The organism is Paenibacillus sp. P32E, from assembly GCF_001909085.1.
Classification (GTDB): domain Bacteria; phylum Bacillota; class Bacilli; order Paenibacillales; family Paenibacillaceae; genus Paenibacillus_AQ; species Paenibacillus_AQ helianthi.
In genome coordinates this window covers 295689-312708 of record NZ_LVYY01000046.1, presented here as the reverse complement: position 1 = coordinate 312708, position 17020 = coordinate 295689, and the positions used below count along the sequence as shown (strand labels likewise).

The window sequence follows — 17020 nt, the reverse complement described above, 5'->3', positions numbered from 1 at the left end:
TAACGGTTAACCCGTCTCCGGCACGGCCAATATTGTTACAACTTTTATAGATTGGCGGCTCCCTCTGGCTCCTGAAACAGGGTAACGCAGTTTCTGCCATTGGCTTTGGACTGATACAGCGCATCATCACTAAGCTTGTAGAGATCGCCTTCGCGGATAAAGTCCACATGAATTGTAGCCACACCAATAGAAACGGTAATGATTCCATAATCCGTACTCAGCGCATGCTCGATTCCCAGATCAGCAATGCTTCTTCTGATGTTCTCGGCATATTCCCTGGACTGCTGAGGGGTGAAACCGCTGACTATGATCCCGAACTCTTCCCCGCCCAGCCGAAACGCGAATCCACCCGCACGTTCGGACAGCTCTTGCAGCAGTCTCCCGACTCTGCGCAATACAGTATCACCCTCAAAATGCCCATAGGTGTCATTATATTTCTTGAAATAATCAATATCGAGCATCATATAGGTCAGATATTGTTGAGCCGCTGCAGCTTTTTCCACTTCAATCACTAGGAGCTTATTAAAATATCTGCGGTTATAGAGACCTGTAAGCTCATCGGTGATGGATATCTTTTCAATCAGCTGAATGTACTTATTCAACTCTTCATTATTCAGCTCCAGCTCCTTGGTCCGCTCAGCTACCAGCTCCTCCAGATGCTCTTTATGCCTTAGAAGCTCCTGCTCCGCCTTCTTCCGTTCAGTGATGTCCTTGACGGTACCCTGAATGGCCGGCTGGTTCATATAATTGATCCGTGTGACCTTGTGGATCACTATGACCTCACGGTTCTGGTCTTTGTGAATCAATTTAGTCTCATATTCAAATGGAACCGGTTTCCCTTCAACCCTTCTGGCATAATAATGCAACACCTTATCCCGTTCAGGAAGACTCACGAATTTCTCAAAAGGCTGCCCCACCATTTCTTCCGCTACATAACCGAGCATCTGTGCCAAAGCCCCATTGACATATTTGCATATTTTGTCTTGGGTAATAAAGACGCCGTCCTGCAAATTGTAAACCAGTTCCCGGTACTTTTCCTCTGAGCGCTCAAGCTCGGAATACAGAGTGGCATTTTCCAGCGAGAAGACCATTTCCCGTGACAGCAAATTAATAATCTTCATCCGTTGCTCAGTAAATACACTTGTCATCAGGTTGTTTTCAAGATAAATGACTGCAATGGTCTTGTTCTGGTTGATCAGCGGCATGCAGACCATCGATTTAGGGCGGTGTTTGACAATATAGGGATCATTTACGAACGGCGTTTCAGAGAACGCATCATTGTAGATCACACTCTCGCTGCTTTCCTCTACCTGCTTCAGGATAGAATATGGCAAATGGTCGTACCTTGTCCGGTCATGCACCGCTACCGTAATCCGGTCTTCAACCGGCCGGTATTCCCCTTCGACGAGCAGATTGGTTTTGGAGGTCATCACGATGCAGCCTCTTTGCGCTCCTGCATTCTTTATGACGATTTGCATCAGCGCTTCCAGCAGATTGTTCAGCTCGATTTCCTTGGAGATGGCCTGTGAAGCCAGAATCATAGAGTTCAGATCCAGACTTTCTGTGTAATCCGTTATCGTGCGGCCGCTCATGAACTCTTTGGCATTAATTCTTGTGATCATATCCGGGTATCTTTCATTGAGAAAGGCAATTTTACCTTTCGCACCCCATACGGAATAATAATACTCCGACTGTCTCAGCAAGTAACCGGCGAACTCCTTGAAGTCCTTATGATAATAAAAGCGGGCAGCCAGCTCATTACTGAGTGCCTTGTACCGTACAAACCCTCCCTGATCGCTGGCCTCGATCGCCATATCATAATACTGTCCAGCTTCATCGTCACGTCCTGCCATTCTGGCCCATTCAGCCTTCATCAGCACCTCATGCTGTCGGAAGGTTTCGGGAGCATGCTTGGCCCATTTGAGCACCCGGCGATACTCCTTGCGCATTCTGGCTTTGGCTTGCCTCTTCCGCTTAGTGCCCAAATCTTTATAGGCATAGGCCAAATTCAAGAACGTATAGAGGGCGAACTCTTCCATAAAAGCTGATCCGGCAAGCGTGCCGATGATCGGGTATGCTTTGTCGATATAGGTCAGAGACTCGGTGTAGTTCTCATAGGTAAACAGCAGTTTCATTTTATAAATATAGTAGATTGCGATCCCGGAGTAATACTTGGCTGCCTCCAGCTCCTCCAGATAGGCCGCTTCACTGAAGTCTGCACTGTCAAAGGATAAGCGGTCCTGCAGCTCGCCCGATAGATTCAGCAGGTATTGCCGGGACAATTGTGCGGTGGCTAAGGACTCCTTGTATTTCGTGTTCTCGATCATGGCAATCATTCTTAAGCTCTCCTGCAGATTCGTGGGAATATCCATCCCGGGATTCCAGAGGTTCACATAGTAGCAGGAATGGGCCAGATAGAGTAAATCTCCTGTGCGCAGACTCGCCTCAATGGAGGTAGTGTACCACTCATGCAGCGTATCCCAAGGTTCGGTCCAGGTATGACAGAATAGCGTATATAGCACATACGCCGCGCCTTTCCATTGCAGATCGTTGAACTTGTCATTGATTCGAATACCTAGACGGCCATAATCAAAAGCTCCCTTGGAATCTCCGAACCCGGACAGCAGCATCGCATAACCGATGAACGCGAGCGCTGACTCTGGAGCATTGCCGTGCTTCAAGGTAAGTCCCACCTTCTTCAGAACAACCAGCCCGAACAGCGAAGTTTCTCCGGAAATAAAGGCTGGAGGAATAAAGTTGATCAATAGCCGCATCACCAGCTTCATTTCCGGGTCTTTCATCTCTTCGGCTTCAAAAATATGATCAACCGTTTTTCCCCGCAGCGCGGTTTTAATCCTCACGAGCTCCTTAAGAACGGATGCCATGCCTACCCGGGCAGGAATATGAACGCCCAGTGTAGATAACCCCAGCCTTCCAGAGGCTATGGACTCTTTCATCATTCCCAGGTACATGTAATGATTGGCCTGCATTTCATAGATTTGGGCGAGGGCCAATCTGTCTCTGGTATGCCTGATCAGGACCCCACATGCCGAATCAGCTGCTTCAACCTGATGAGTAAGATATCCGCATTCCGCATATAGCTGGTAAATCTCAGCCGCACGCGTCCCGTCCTCTTCCCAGGATGTCTCTCCCATCAGCCCGATATTCGCTTCCAGCAGCCGGAAAGCCGAGTCATAGCCGAAGGCTGCCTTGGCCTTGCGCGCGGCTCTTAGATTAATCCTGACCACTTTATCGACTTCCGCCTTGCCGGACAGCCTGTCTAGCCCTTTATTCAGGTGTGCGGCAATATCAACGATAATCCCTTCGATCTCCCCGTGACTCAGGCGTTCAAGCAGCAAACGGCCGATGGCCAGATGCAGAGCGGCCCGTTCCTCTTCGTCAAGCATCTGGTAAAACGACTGCTGAATCCGGTCATGTGCAAATTTGAATCGGATATCCAGATTCTGCAATGCCTCTTCTTCCGGTGCCGACAGGAAGCTGGACATCCGGGCGTACCGGTAGTCCTCGGGTAAGATAAACTCTTTTTCCACAGCTGTGGCTATGGCATGAGCAACCACCTCAAGCGGTTCATCAGCAATCAGGGCCAATATCCCAAAATCAAATACATTACCCACTGCTGCGCTAAGCATCAGTATTCTCCGCACATTCTGCGGAAGCTCCTGCTGCTTCAGCATCAGGAAGTCGACCACGCTCTCGTTCACCGGCAAGCTGACAATCCGCTGCGTCTGCCAGGCCCATAATCCTTCCGACTCGTCAAAGTACAAATACCCATTCCTGTACAAATCCTTGAGAATTTCTTTTACAAAAAAAACATTTCCTTTGGTCCGCTTATAAATTACTTCGGAAAGTTCCTGAACCCGGGAGGGTGTAGTGAACAACGTATCGGATACCAGACTGCCAACCTGTGCCTCAGTTAAGGAGTTTAGGATTATGCTTCCAACCTCACGACTAACTTCAATCGCGGAGATCGTACTGATCAGCGGATGCCCCTCATAAATTTCATTCTGCCGGTAAGAGCAGACAATAAGAACCTTTTGCAGCTGATGACCCAGCAGCAGCTTCTCGATCAGCTGCAGACTGGAATAATCCGCCCACTGCACATCATCCAGAAACAGCACTAAGGGTTTCTCGTTATGCGTAATTCCTTCGATGAACTTGGCAAAGGTAAGATAGAACCGGTTGGTTTCTTCTGCCGGATTCAGCGATTCCATCTCCGGCTGAATGCCAATCCAGGTGTCCAGTTCAGGAATCAGACCGGCAATCAGATTGCCATTCCCATCAAGAGCCTTGGCTAATGCCTCCTTGAGATAGGCCTTGTGATTCTCATCAGGACTATCCATCAACTGGCTGATTAATCGCCGAAACGCCTGAATAATGGCACTGTAAGGGATATTCTGGTTATACTGATCGAACTTTCCTTCTGCAAAAAGTCCCTTCTCCTGACTTATGTACTTGTGCAGCTCATGGACCAGTGCGGTTTTACCCACCCCGGCTTCTCCGGTGACCAGCATCAGTTGTGTACTGCCCTTGACACTTCTGCGGAACGAATCCACGAGACGTCCAAGCTCCTGATCGCGTCCATATAACCGCTGCGGAATCCGAAAGATATTCAGCCGGTCTTCTGCGCCAACTACGAAGTTCTCCTGGCCAGCCAGACATTTCTTCAAGTCCGCTTTAATTCCATATGCGCTGCGGTACCGGTCCTCCGAAGACTTTTCCATTAGCTTCATTATTACTGCTGACAGACTGCTTGAGACCCTTCCCCCAGTTGCCTTATATGGAGGAACTGCTTCTTTGGCAATAATGGAGTAGATCTGCTCCAGCATCTCTCCCGCATCATAAGGCTTCTTGCCCGTCATCATCTCATAGAGGACTATGCCCAAGGAATAATAATCACTTCGGTAGTCCACATTGCGGTTCATTCTGCCGGTCTGCTCGGGTGATATGTACAGCAAGCTGCCTTCCAGTACACCATTGTTCTGAAAATCCCGCTTCTCCCTGGACAGCTTCACGGCTAGGTCGAAATCAATAATTTGTACAATATTCTGATCCCTGTTCCAAATGATATTGGAAGGCTTGATATCCTTGTGGATGACATTCCGCTCGTGAATCGCCCCCAGAATATCTACGATCCGAACCGCCAGCTGTATCAGTACCTCTGGCTCCGGCTGATCCTCTGCCATGATTCTTTTGAGCGAACGTCCGTGAATATCCTCCAGCACCATAATGTAGGAGTTATTCTGCTCCTCCAGCCTGTATGGCTTGATGACACCGCTCGTGTTCTCGCTCAGCTCCTTGAGCAGCTTGTACTCCTGCTTGAACCTCATCACTGCTTCCGTTCCGGCATATTCCGGCTTAAGTACTTTCAGAATGACCGATTCACCCGTTACGGAATCGATACTTCTGTATACGGATTTTATATATTGATCAGAAATCGTCTCCAGTACCTCATATCGGTCAAACACAACCATACCCACTCCACCTTTAGCTCTGTTCTCCCGTCACTTCAATATCCGCATCAAACTTAAAGATATAGGCAGCAATCAGCCAAATAATCCAGCAGTTCAGCCCAAAAAAGAGATATCCGAAATACCCCAGGACGGGCATCTCTGAGAATATATGAAATTTGTCCAAATAAGGTACCGAGTACTTCCAGTAGTTAGGATTGGTTGGCATAGAATCATGGAACCACTCGCTGCCGAAATTCCAGAACTCCCAAAAGAATCCGTTAAACAGTGTGGCAAGCCCAATCAGAATGACACTGGACCAGTCCCCGTTCTTAACCGGAGTAAAAGGCGTCCAGAATCCCACAAGTGCCATTGCCGCGGAGAGCATCGGGACAAGTGCCACCCACAACACCCAGAACAGCAAATATGGATAATAACCCATCCCAAAAGCCAATATCAGCCCTATCACATAGTAGATGATCAGAAAAATCCGGGAGACGTTGAATTTCGGACCATACCGATAGCGGTTCCTGAACGCGCTAAAAGTCTTAAGTAACAGGTACCATTCAAAGATTGCCGGAAGCACCGTCGTATACGACAGTGAGAACCAGAACACATTGCCAAAGTTCGAGAACACCTCATTATTCGGATAATACCAGTTCTCAATCACAAAGAAATTAAGATATTCAAAAGCAAACCAGCTGAAGCAGGACACTACAGCCAGCAGCTGCATCACATGCGGTTTGCGCGATATGATCGAAGCGCCTTTATTTCTTTTATACACCAATCCGTCTAGAATTAATATGAATGACCACCATAATGGTACAAAAGTGTAGTATTCGAACGAAATGAACAGCTTGACCCGGGCCCACATTAGGAACCAGCTGATGGCAAGCACTGGCAGGCTCCACCAGAACCAGACCGGAAAAGGAGTTACCCCTTCTTTCGGTACGGGTGTTTCGCGGACCTTTTTGAAGCCAAACCACCGGGGAAAAACCAGAATCAATGTAATCAGCAGCGCGACAATGCAGGCCAGGGAAAAGTACAGCAGGCTGAAACCAGGGTCTGCCTCTACTTTTTGAGCGGGAAAATCGCCATACCCCGGCAGCTGCCCCTTCCACTTGACTAGGCTCCCAATCAAGGGAAGCAGAAAGATCAGAGCAAAAGTCAGGATCAGGAAGAACGTTTTATTTTTTTTAAACATGGCGGTAACCCCTCTTATAGTTGAAAAGTCGAATTTTGTGATGAACGAAACTATTCGATATCAGTCCAGATTATTCCTGCTTTGTTTATAACCATTCCCACCATTTTCGTACCAGCCTGGAAGCTCACAAGCAAAAGGCGCTCACACGGCCAGGGATATGGCTGTGGAACGCCCGTTTAATATGGAAATAATGTAATTTATTATCAGAATAGATTAATCCTGCTCCGCCTTAAGAAAGGGTTCAAGAACACTGACTATCATCTCATGATCTTCCTCACCAGATAATCCGGAGACCGAAATCGTTCCGACCTGACCTGCGTTCCTGATATATACAGGGAAGCATCCGCCCTCAGCGGCATACTCCATCGGATCAACGAAGGCATTGTCCTGAATCGTAGTGTTCCATGATTTATATAGCACATGCATATAGTATGAGCAGTGGCCGAAATGGTTGGCTGTGTTTATTTTGCGGGCAATCCAGCGGTCGTTGTTCGGACCTGTGTCATTCATTTTGGCATGGAACAGAACTTGGCCATTCTTGCGGATATCCACCACGATTAGCTTATCCATTGCCACAGCTCTCTCCACAATGGCATTGCCCAGCCGGATGGCTGTCTGATTTGTAAATGTGCTGAATTGCAAATTCCGCTCCTGCTGCAAAAGCTGTTCCAATAATAAAGTATAATCTTCCAAGGTCCACACTTCCTCTTCGTTGGGTTGCTGATAGCCAAGCGTAAGATCAAAATCAGAGCTGAAGATGATAGCTTTCGCTGAATTCACTCATTACTCCTCTATCTTGTTATTGTAAGGACAGGAAGTCCTAGAAAAGAAGCATACCGCTCAGCGGCCAACATCAGCCTCTCTTCTTGGTCCTGTGCCAGCTTGGTAAAGGGACTGAATTTCAGGTCAACCCCTTTGGTCTTGACGGTTCGTTTCCATGTGCCGATGATCTGCCCGCCTGCGGCAATCGTCGGAAGAAACACACCATTATTACCCGGTACGATAAGCGGGGCGGTCTCAGGCTCAAGCACAGCACTGCGGTCGCCATAGCCGAGAATATATTCATCGAAGCCGGGAAGCAAATGAATCTCAGAGGCTGTTGACATGTGTCCTCCGGATGAAGCTGGACTCCAGTACTCCGTGCCAGAGAATACACCGGTCTCAAGTTTGCTCTTCACTGCGTCCAGCCCGGCTCTGGCTTCTGTTAGCGTTAATCCGGCCCACCAGGCAAAATCTTGTACGGTAGCCGGTCCATGGGCTGTGAAATAGCGCAAAGCCAGCTCGGAGAGCGATTCCTCGAAGGACAGCTCCCGGGAATGCTCCACCCACTGGTCTAGCAGCACAAAGGTTTGCTGTTTCCCGCTGCGCGGACCAAAGCAGATCAGCCCATTATAAGCACTATGCCACAAAATATGATAACCGCGCTGCCCTCCGGTGCGGATACCTTCTGCCTCAAGCAGGGCAAGCACATCCGGCCGCCGTAGACTTCCGCCATTCTTAAGTGCGTTATAGATGATTTTCCTGGCGCGTCCCAGGGTCTTCTCATCCAGTTCCAGCTGCTCCATTCTCCGCACAGCCTGCCTTAAGAGACGCGGAGCACATAGCTGAAGCAGCCATTTCACATCCTCCGGCGGCACGAAATGAATCGTTCCCCGCAGCGTCCAGGTTAGCGCAATCTTTCGCTCTGCTACTGCCCGTTCAACCTGGGCCAGCGTGGCGGAAGGCGTCCGGAGGCCAATCGCCCACACAGCCTGCAGATAATCCTGGGCCTGCAGAGCCCCTAATCTCCGGACAACCTCCTCCGGCTCCATAGAGACAGAGCTGTGAATAAACTGATTAGCCAGTCTTCGGTCCGCGATGTCCGTATTCACGATTTCCATCCTCCTTTGCCTCAGGTCCTAACATCAGTTCCCATACTTTCCTCCAGTATATTGAAACCATCCGCAGGTTGTCCATCTGAAGACAGAAAGGCGCCCATATCTAATGATATACAGATCATCCGCGAGGCACTAATCCACGTAATCTCACAGTGAGTCCTTCCAGCGACCTTGGTTCCCACTCTGTTCCGGCGGCAAAGACTGTGCACTGCTCGTATATTTCTAAATGGACAAGTACATGATACAATGTGGAAATATTGCGTTTGCCTTTACAATAACCACTTTAGAGGAGTGAAGCCTGTGGCAATTAATGTGTACTTCAATTTTAACGGAAACGCACGTGAAGCTGTAGAGTTTTATGCAACAGTGTTTGGAACAGAGCCCCCGCAGATCATGACTTTTGGTGAGGCACCTCCGGACCCTTCCCACCCTCTTCCCGAGGAAGCCAAGCATCTGGTCATGCACGCCATGATGTTCATTGACGGAAGTCCAGTGATGTTCTCGGATGTCTTCCCCGGTATGCCTTATACTGAAGGAAATAATATAAATCTCACCCTGATGAATGCTGATACCGGCAAAATCAAAGCATGGTACGACAAGCTCAAAGAAGGCGGTACTGTTATCATGGAACTACAGGAGACCTTCTGGAGCAAATGTTACGGCAGTCTGAAGGACAAATTCGGGATCATCTGGCAGCTAAGCCATGAAGACGGCCAAAGCGGCGACAACGCTTAACCTCCCGCCCCGGTCATCCAAATACTGTTAAGGATATAGTTCTCTGAGCCATTTGGGAGATGCTGTATCCTTTTTTCATGCAGATTAAAGTATCACGAATACCATTTTTTTATGCGCTTTCAGCCCAATCTGTGTTTTAATAAGTATACCGCTATCGGCAAATTCCGCTGTAAAGGAGCCTCACTAATGGAAATATCCGCTTTTTTGCTGCCCAAGGACCAGGTATCGTATATTACCTCCTCCATTACCATGCTGGAGGCCCTGGTACAACTGGAGAATCATTATTATTCTGCCATCCCCATTATTGATGGAGAAGGTAAATATGTGGGAACCTTATCCGAAGGGGACTTGCTGTGGAAGCTGAAGGATACGGCAGGATTAAGCTTTGAGAACATGCGGGATGTGACCGTAGGCGATATTCAGCGTCATGTTCACAACGAAAGTGTCGGGATTCACGCACAGATGGAGGATATGCTAACGCTGGCTGCAGATCAGAATTTTGTTCCGGTTGTCGATGACAAAGGCATCTTCCTGGGCATTATCCGCCGGAAGGACATTATTGAATATTACACCCGGAATATTACCGATTAGCAGACATTCATGTACGCCATGATACACAAGCAGCGGCTGTGCAGTCCCGGGTGGGACCGCACAGCCGCTGCTTGTGTGAATAGCTTTTCTTAGAGAATCTCAAACACATGGGTCAGACGGGTAAGTTCGAATATCTTCCGCACATTGGCATTCAGCGACTGGAGCTTGATTGTGCCGCCGTTCTCCACACACTTCTTGTAGGAGCTGACGATTACTCCAAGCCCGGTGCTATCGATAAAGGCACATGTACTGAAATCAAGAACAAAGCTGTAGGTCCCCTTATCAATATATTCCTTAACCTTTTCTCTGAAGTCGCTGGCTTCTTCCACGGAGAACATCTCCGGCATTTCGATGGTAATCTCGCTCAAGCTATTCACCCCTGATTATAAATTTCTCTACGAGCGTTTCCAGTTCATACGCCATGGCACTTACTTCCTGGGCAGAGGCCGCAAAGTTTGTGACCGTTGCCGCCTGTTCTTCTGTAGCACTTGATACATTCTCACTATTGATTGCCGCCACTTCCGAAATGGTCCCCATCGAATCAATCAGTCTGATAATCTGATCTGAGGTAGCTACCTCGTCCCGGGTAATATCCAGAATCTCGCGGACACTGCCTGTAATAAGCTCCACGGAATTGATAATATGCACGAAAACGTGATCCGTCTCAGTCACTTCGCGAACACCACCTTCAACCGCCTCTGAAGCACCTCTCATGGAGGCTACAGCCTGGGTAATCCGTGTGACCATATCATTCACCAGAACTGAAATTTCACTGGCCTGCCTGTGGGTTTCATCGGAGAGCTTCCGCACTTCTTCAGCTACCACACTGAAGCCCCTGCCGTCCTCACCGGCTCTAGCGGCTTCAATGGCTGCATTCAGGGCCAGCAGGTTGGTCTGACCGGCGATAGCGTTAATCGTACCGATAATTGATGATACCTTGCCTGAGAGTTCACTCACCTCCTGCAGCTGATCTTCGGTTTCCTGTGTGCTGCTGCTGATAATGTTCATGGCTTCGACCGTATTCATGACCTGTTTTCTTCCGCGCTGGGCCGCCTGATTGGTCAGATCGGCATTACCGGAAGTAGCAGACGCCTTACTCTGGGCCAGCTGCACCAGACTGGAGAGCTGTACAAGAACCTGGGAGGCATTGATTACGGACTGATTGTTATTCTCTGCGCCGGCGGCAATCTCCTGAGTACTCGAGCTGATCTCCTGAATCGATGCGCTAATCTCCTCCGACGAGGCCGCCATTTCTTCCGACATGGAAGTCAAGGAGATCGAGCCTGCCCTTACTTTCTCGATGATGGCATCCTGTTTGTCAATCATCGTATTAAATGCCTCACTCAGTTCCTGCAGCTCGTCTCCTGTGCGGATAGAGGTATGTACAGTCAGGTCCCCTTCTCCCGCAAGAGACATCGCCTTCTCCAGCCTGATAATCGGATTGACAATGCTGCGGGTGGTGAAAAAATAAGCCACAAGCAGGGCGATTACTATACAGGCTAGAGTGATAATAATAGTCATGTTGCGGATATTAATCGCTGGAGCCATATAATCCTGAACATTGGCGGTAGTGGCCACTATCCAGTTTCCGGCAGGCTGAAAGGATACATACTTATGAACACCTTCATAAGTGTAGAACCCGTCGGCAGCCTTGCCGTTTTTCATAACCTGAAAGATTGCACTAAGTTCCTTATTACTGTTACCGTCAAGCGTCTCCTTCAGAATCTTCTCCTTCTTGGGATGATATATAATCAGGCCAGTGCGGTCGACCATATATCCATAGCCGCTGTCTCCAACCTTGACCTTGGCTACTGGAGCGGTAAGGTTATCGAACAGAACAGTTCCGATCAGCACCCCTGTAATTTGTCCATTCTGCTCCAGCGGGCGGGCAATAGCCACAATATTATGACCGCTTTCTTCAGAGACGAGAACTTCGCTCTCTGTTTCTTTTCCCTGCAGGGCTTGTTTGAAATATTCCCGGTCCTTAACACTAAGATCCGGATTCACAGAGCTGCTGGTCAGCAATACCTGTCCGTCATTGCCGGCTATGATGATAGATTCCAGCAGCTTCGCATGATCCTTCTGTAAGCCGGAGATATAAGAATACGCCAGGCTTTTCGCTGTCTTGCCTGCCGGATTACCCGCAAAGCTTGCCAGCGTATCATTTTGGCCGGCAATCCCAAGATAATTACTTACGGCCGTTAGCTCCGAATCGACAGATTGGGCAGTTGAGGCAGTGGTATCGCGCAATTCCTCCTCGATCGTTTTTTGCAGCGCATTAGAGGCTTGATTATACGAAATGATACCCGAAATGGACAAAGGCACACTAATAATCAAAAATAGCAGAATACTCATTTTAACTTTTAGACTTAACTTCACGGGATTCTCTCCTTCTTCTGTCTACGAGGGATTTACGCATTTGCTGATGTACATCGTGTTGTGAATCATATCCACTTGATCGGAGAAGCAGCGGATCAGGTACAGACCTCTCCCGCCTTCATCAAGCAGCTCGTCACTGCTGATCATGTCCGGGAATACCAATGTACCTGCTCCTTCCCCGGAGTCTTCCACCTGAAGTTCAAGCTGCTCGCCGCTCAGCAAATACCGGATAATAATCGGCTTGCTAGCATCGCTATGATTACCGTGGTAATAAGCATTGGTAATGGCTTCGATCAGAATCAGCCGAATGTCAAACGCATAAGCCTCCAGATGAAGCTCTTCTATAATTCCGTCAATAATTCGCTGATGCTGCTCCAAACCATGGATTCGAATTTCCTTCTGAACAGCTCTCATAATCCGCTCCTTCATTCACTTAATAGATAGGCTCAGCCAGGTGCAGTCATCCTGTAATGAAGCTCCCGCAATCCGGTCGGTCAGATATTCGTAGCTGCCGCTCAGTTCCTGGCTGTCAAAGAGAAGATCCATCCCGTCGCTGTAAAAGCAAAAACGGTCTCCCGATTGAAAGGATATGGATTTCTCCTCAAATTCACTGTCTCCGAACATGCCTAGCGGCGCGCCTTTGACGGTAATGCATTGGCCCTCCCGGTCCTTGGGCACATAGATGAATTCATTGATCCCTGCACCCGCTGCCTTCAGCAAGCCGGTTCCAAAATCCAGACAAAAGCAGCAGCCCGCAATATAATCCTCGCCCAGATGCAGTATAGCTTTCTGGTTCAATTCCTTCATGACCTGCAGCGGATCATCAGTAACCTCCATACAATCCGCAAACAACACCCTAAGGGCAGAGATGTTCAGTGCGGCGGTGATTCCCTTGCCCGTCACATCACCAATCATTCCAACTACCCTTTCCTCATCAATCTTATGAAAAATGAAGAAATCGCCACTCAGTGTCCGGGCCGGAATATACAGCTTCTCCAGTTCTGCCTTGTCCTCCAGCGGAAAAACTACTGCATGCCGGTGATCCTGCAGCTTGACTGCCCGCTCCACTTCCTTTTTGCTCTCCGTGATGTCCCTCAGCACCAGCTGTAACGCCTTTTCTTCCTCATAAATGATCGGTACACCTGAAATCTCAACATCGAAAATACGGTTATCATGCCGGATGAACCGCTGTTCGAAGCGAAATCTCTCCTTGGCGATGGAGCCCCAGGTCATAAGCTTGTTATATTTGGCGCTCCTTATGTATTGCTCGCTAAAAAAGGACTCTATTCTCTGTCCAATCAGCTCCTGTTTCTTTTTACCGAACATTTTTTCGGTTTGTTTGTTGGCAAACAGGATGGTGCCTCCGCTATAGACCATGATGGCTTCGGGACAGAGCTCAACCAGATCCCTGTATCTCTCTTCACTCTCACGAAGCCGCTGCTCCGAACGAACCCGCTCGCTGATGTCATGAACAACCATGTAGATACTTGACCTCCCGAGCATGGACATCATGCCGGTATGAATCTCCACATCAATTACCTGCCCCCCCGCGAGCAGATGCCTGTCCATAAAGACCCTGTTAGCCCCATGTTCGTCACCAGGCATTCCTTGTACAATGAAATCTTCCAATCCGGCATACGGGTCGGCCTGCAGATCCGTAATATGAAGTTTCCGAAAAATACGGATAGGGTAGCCGTAGAATTCACAGGCTGCCCTGTTGGCATCGGTAATCGATCCGTCTACCGGATTCACCAGCAAAGTAATCAGATGGTTGTTTTCATAAATGCAGCCATAATGGTCCATGCACTGCTCGGGGCTGGGTGCCCTGTGCAGATTTTTGCAATGTTTATCTACTGCCATTCTTCGTCCTCTATTCTGATTCAGCTTTGAAACCTTACCATTATATGCATTTAATTTTCATTCAGCCGTGAATTCCGACACACACACAGCAAAAAAAACTATCAGAAGCTCGATCCGTGTCAAAAAAACAAAAACCCGGACGTTTCCTTACAAGAAGGAGAACGCCCGGGTTCGGGTATGGCAGTTTACAGTTCAGTCAGGATAATTGTGCCCTGCGGAGTGATGGCCAGTGTATGCTCATACTGGGCTGACAGGCCGCCATCAATGGTGCGGGCCGTCCACCCGTCCGCATCTACTTTCGTACGGTAGCTTCCGGTATTCAGCATCGGCTCAATGGTAAATACCATGCCTTCTTTAATTCTTGGTCCTTTCCCTGCGGGTCCATAGTGAGGTACCTCAGGCGCTTCATGCATTTCAGAACCAATGCCGTGACCAATGAAATCACGTACGACCGAGAAGCCGTTCGACTCGGCATAGACCTGTATCGCATGGGCAACATCCCCGATCCGGTTACCGGCGACCGCTTGCTCAATACCTTTGAACAATGACTCTTTGGTCGTATTCAGCAGTTTCTCCGCCTGTTCGCTAATATTGCCGATGGCGTAGGACCAAGCCGAATCTGCCAGCCAGCCATTCAGGTTCACAACCATATCAATGGTTACGATATCGCCGTCTTTCAACTCCTCATGCTTCGGAAATCCATGGCAGATCACATCATTTACAGATGCGCAGGTCGCGTAAGGATAGCCGTGATAGCCTTTTTGCTCCGGGGTAGCTCCTTGGGAGAGAATGAATTTCTCTGCAAACTGGTCAATTTCCCAGGTTGTGATTCCGGGCTTAATGATTTGGGCGATTTGCCGGTGGCATTCCGCAAGAATTTTGCCGGCTGCCCGCATTTTCTCGATCTCTTCCATCGTTTTCATGATGATCATTCGTTTCGCCTCTTCTGTACAGAACACATTACTTACAATAATGGCTCTTGGTTATAGTTTGGTCGTTCTTCTCTATATTATGAAAGATATTCGCCGAAAATCCAAATTTAATCTGAATTCACAAGCAGAAACGGCAATAGAAGGATAATTTAATGCGTGAAGCATATAAATTCTTATATTTTCAAAAAAAGAAACGAACCCTGCCTTCTTAAAGAAGGAAACGGGTTCGTTAAGTTCATGAATCAGTCGTGGAAATGAAGTCCAGAGGTAACCGCCTTGACGTATCCGCTGCGGATTACAAAATCCCCAAAGTGCTCGCCGCTTTGGCGCTCCCTGGCGTATTGATGGAGGATTGGTTCAAGCGTTGCCAGAATTTCCTGTTCATCGATATTTTCCTTATACAGTTTATTCAGACGGTCGCCGGTAAAACCTGCTCCCAGATACATATTATATCTGCCCGGAGCCTTCCCGATGAACGAGATCTCCCCCAACGCCGGTCTGGCGCAGCCATTCGGGCAGCCCGTCATGCGGATCACAATTTCTTCCTCCCGAAGTCCTGCTTCGTCAATGATCAGCTCCAGCTTATCCAGCAGCAGCGGCAGATAACGCTCTGCCTCGGCCATGGCCAATCCGCACGTCGGCAGCGCTACACAGGACATCGAGCTGCGCCGCAGAGCCGAATGATGCGCACCCTCTGTCAATCCATACTGCTTGGCGAGTTCCGTAACCTTACGTTTCTTCGAACTGCTGACATTGCCTATAATCAGATTCTGATTGGGGGTCAGCCGGAAGTCTCCGTCATGGATTTTGGCGATTTCCCGCAGGCCTGTCATGAGCTTGCTGCTCTCCGTGTCATGAATCCGTCCACTCTGGATATATAGCGTCAGGTTCCATCTGCCGTTTACACCTTTCACCCAGCCGTAACGGTCACCGTTATGGTCGAAGTGAAAGCCCCTTGCCGGTTCAAGCTCCCACCCTAACCGGTTCTGCAATTCACCGGTAAACCATTCCAGACCATGACGGTCAATGGTGTATTTGAAACGGGCATTTTTGCGGACCGAGCGGTTGCCGAAGTCGCGCTGAATCGTAACGGTTTTCTCCGCCAGATCAATCATTTGCTCCGGCCGGCAGAAGCCTATTACCCGTCCAAGCTGCGGATACGTACTTGTATCCCCATGAGTCATCCCCATGCCGCCGCCAACCGTTACATCGAATCCTGCCAGCTTGCCGTTTTCCAGAATTGCGATAAAGCCAAGATCCTGGGAGAATACATCCACATCATTGGATGGAGGGACCGCGATGCCGATTTTGAACTTGCGGGGCAGATAGACCGGGCCGTAGATCGGTTCGACTTCTGCTCCGTCTTTGCTGTCCACTACCTTTTCACCGTCCAGCCAAATTTCATGGTAGGCAGGGGTACGCGGTGCCAAATGATCGCTGATCTTGCGTGCCCACTCATAGACCTCGGCATGAACTTCGGACTGGTACGGATTGGGACCGCTCATCACATTGCGGTTAACGTCACCGCAAGCAGCGAGGGTCGTCATCAGCGTATCGTTGATAGTCTTGATGGTCTTTTTCAAATTCCATTTGAGCACTCCGTGCATTTGAAAGGCCTGTCTTGTCGTCAGCCGCAAGGTACCATTGCCGTATTTGTGTGCCAGTTCGTCCATGACCAGCCATTGTGCCGGGGTAGCCACACCACCAGGTGCGACCACACGCAGCATGAACTGAAAGGCCGGCTCCAGCTTCGAGCGTTCCCGTTCACTGCGCAAATCCCGGTCATCCTGCATGTAGCTGCCGTGGAACTTAAGCAACCGGTTATCATCCTCAGGCAGACCTCCGGTGATCGGGTTCTTCAACGTCTCCACAAGGGCTCCCCGCAAATAATTGCTCTCGAGCTTAATATGTTCAACATCACTAGGCGGGCCGCCGATGGGCTTCACCACTGATTCATTATTCGCCATTGCTGCA

General features: G+C 49.0%; 12 protein-coding genes. 2 read left to right on the top strand and 10 right to left on the bottom strand.

Annotation, left to right across the window (positions count from 1 at the left end; all coding sequences use genetic code 11):
• Window positions 1-44 precede the first annotated feature (44 nt).
• The 4 genes from A3848_RS26010 to A3848_RS25995 form a co-directional block, all read right to left on the bottom strand.
• Entirely contained in the window at window positions 45-5492 is a 5448-nt protein-coding gene (locus A3848_RS26010; RefSeq protein ID WP_074087766.1) for a diguanylate cyclase, read from the bottom strand.
• Window positions 5493-5505: 13 nt separating this feature from the next.
• Window positions 5506-6672 carry a small-conductance mechanosensitive channel gene (locus A3848_RS26005; RefSeq protein WP_074087764.1) on the bottom strand — a complete coding sequence of 389 codons (1167 nt, stop codon included), beginning with the start codon at window positions 6670-6672 and terminating at the stop codon, window positions 5506-5508.
• A 213-nt stretch (window positions 6673-6885) separates the two neighbouring features.
• Complete coding sequence (locus A3848_RS26000; RefSeq protein WP_083609558.1) at window positions 6886-7452, bottom strand: heme-degrading domain-containing protein; 567 nt, start codon at window positions 7450-7452, stop codon at window positions 6886-6888.
• 11 nt (window positions 7453-7463) lie between these two features.
• Window positions 7464-8552 (bottom strand): winged helix DNA-binding domain-containing protein, encoded by a 1089-nt coding sequence (locus A3848_RS25995; protein WP_074087763.1) that lies wholly within the window; start codon window positions 8550-8552, stop codon window positions 7464-7466.
• Between the two features lie 297 nt (window positions 8553-8849).
• Here A3848_RS25995 and A3848_RS25990 point away from each other — a divergent pair, with 297 nt between their 5' ends.
• Both A3848_RS25990 and A3848_RS25985 read left to right on the top strand, forming a co-directional pair.
• Entirely contained in the window at window positions 8850-9284 is a 435-nt protein-coding gene (locus tag A3848_RS25990; RefSeq protein WP_074087761.1) for a VOC family protein, read from the top strand.
• A 186-nt stretch (window positions 9285-9470) separates the two neighbouring features.
• Window positions 9471-9875, top strand: coding sequence for a CBS domain-containing protein (locus A3848_RS25985; protein WP_074087760.1), 405 nt, complete (start codon window positions 9471-9473; stop codon window positions 9873-9875).
• Between the two features lie 89 nt (window positions 9876-9964).
• On the opposite strand, the gene A3848_RS25980 is transcribed toward A3848_RS25985, so the two are convergent.
• From A3848_RS25980 to cysI, 6 genes are all read right to left on the bottom strand, one after another.
• On the bottom strand, window positions 9965-10252 hold the full coding sequence (locus tag A3848_RS25980; protein ID WP_244169763.1) for an STAS domain-containing protein: 288 nt from the start codon (window positions 10250-10252) through the stop codon (window positions 9965-9967).
• On the bottom strand, window positions 10245-12230 hold the full coding sequence (locus A3848_RS25975) for a methyl-accepting chemotaxis protein (protein ID WP_178382082.1): 1986 nt from the start codon (window positions 12228-12230) through the stop codon (window positions 10245-10247). Before A3848_RS25975 ends, A3848_RS25980 begins: the two co-directional genes overlap by 8 nt.
• Before the next feature lie 45 nt (window positions 12231-12275).
• Entirely contained in the window at window positions 12276-12668 is a 393-nt protein-coding gene (locus A3848_RS25970; protein ID WP_074087833.1) for an ATP-binding protein, read from the bottom strand.
• Between the two features lie 15 nt (window positions 12669-12683).
• Window positions 12684-14114, bottom strand: a complete 1431-nt coding sequence (locus A3848_RS25965) for a SpoIIE family protein phosphatase (RefSeq protein WP_074087757.1) — start codon at window positions 14112-14114, stop codon at window positions 12684-12686.
• A 185-nt stretch (window positions 14115-14299) separates the two neighbouring features.
• Window positions 14300-15046 carry a type I methionyl aminopeptidase gene (gene map, locus A3848_RS25960; RefSeq protein WP_074087755.1) on the bottom strand — a complete coding sequence of 249 codons (747 nt, stop codon included), beginning with the start codon at window positions 15044-15046 and terminating at the stop codon, window positions 14300-14302.
• A gap of 242 nt (window positions 15047-15288) precedes the next feature.
• On the bottom strand, window positions 15289-17013 hold the full coding sequence (gene cysI, locus A3848_RS25955; RefSeq protein ID WP_074087753.1) for an assimilatory sulfite reductase (NADPH) hemoprotein subunit: 1725 nt from the start codon (window positions 17011-17013) through the stop codon (window positions 15289-15291).
• Window positions 17014-17020: the final 7 nt, after the last annotated feature.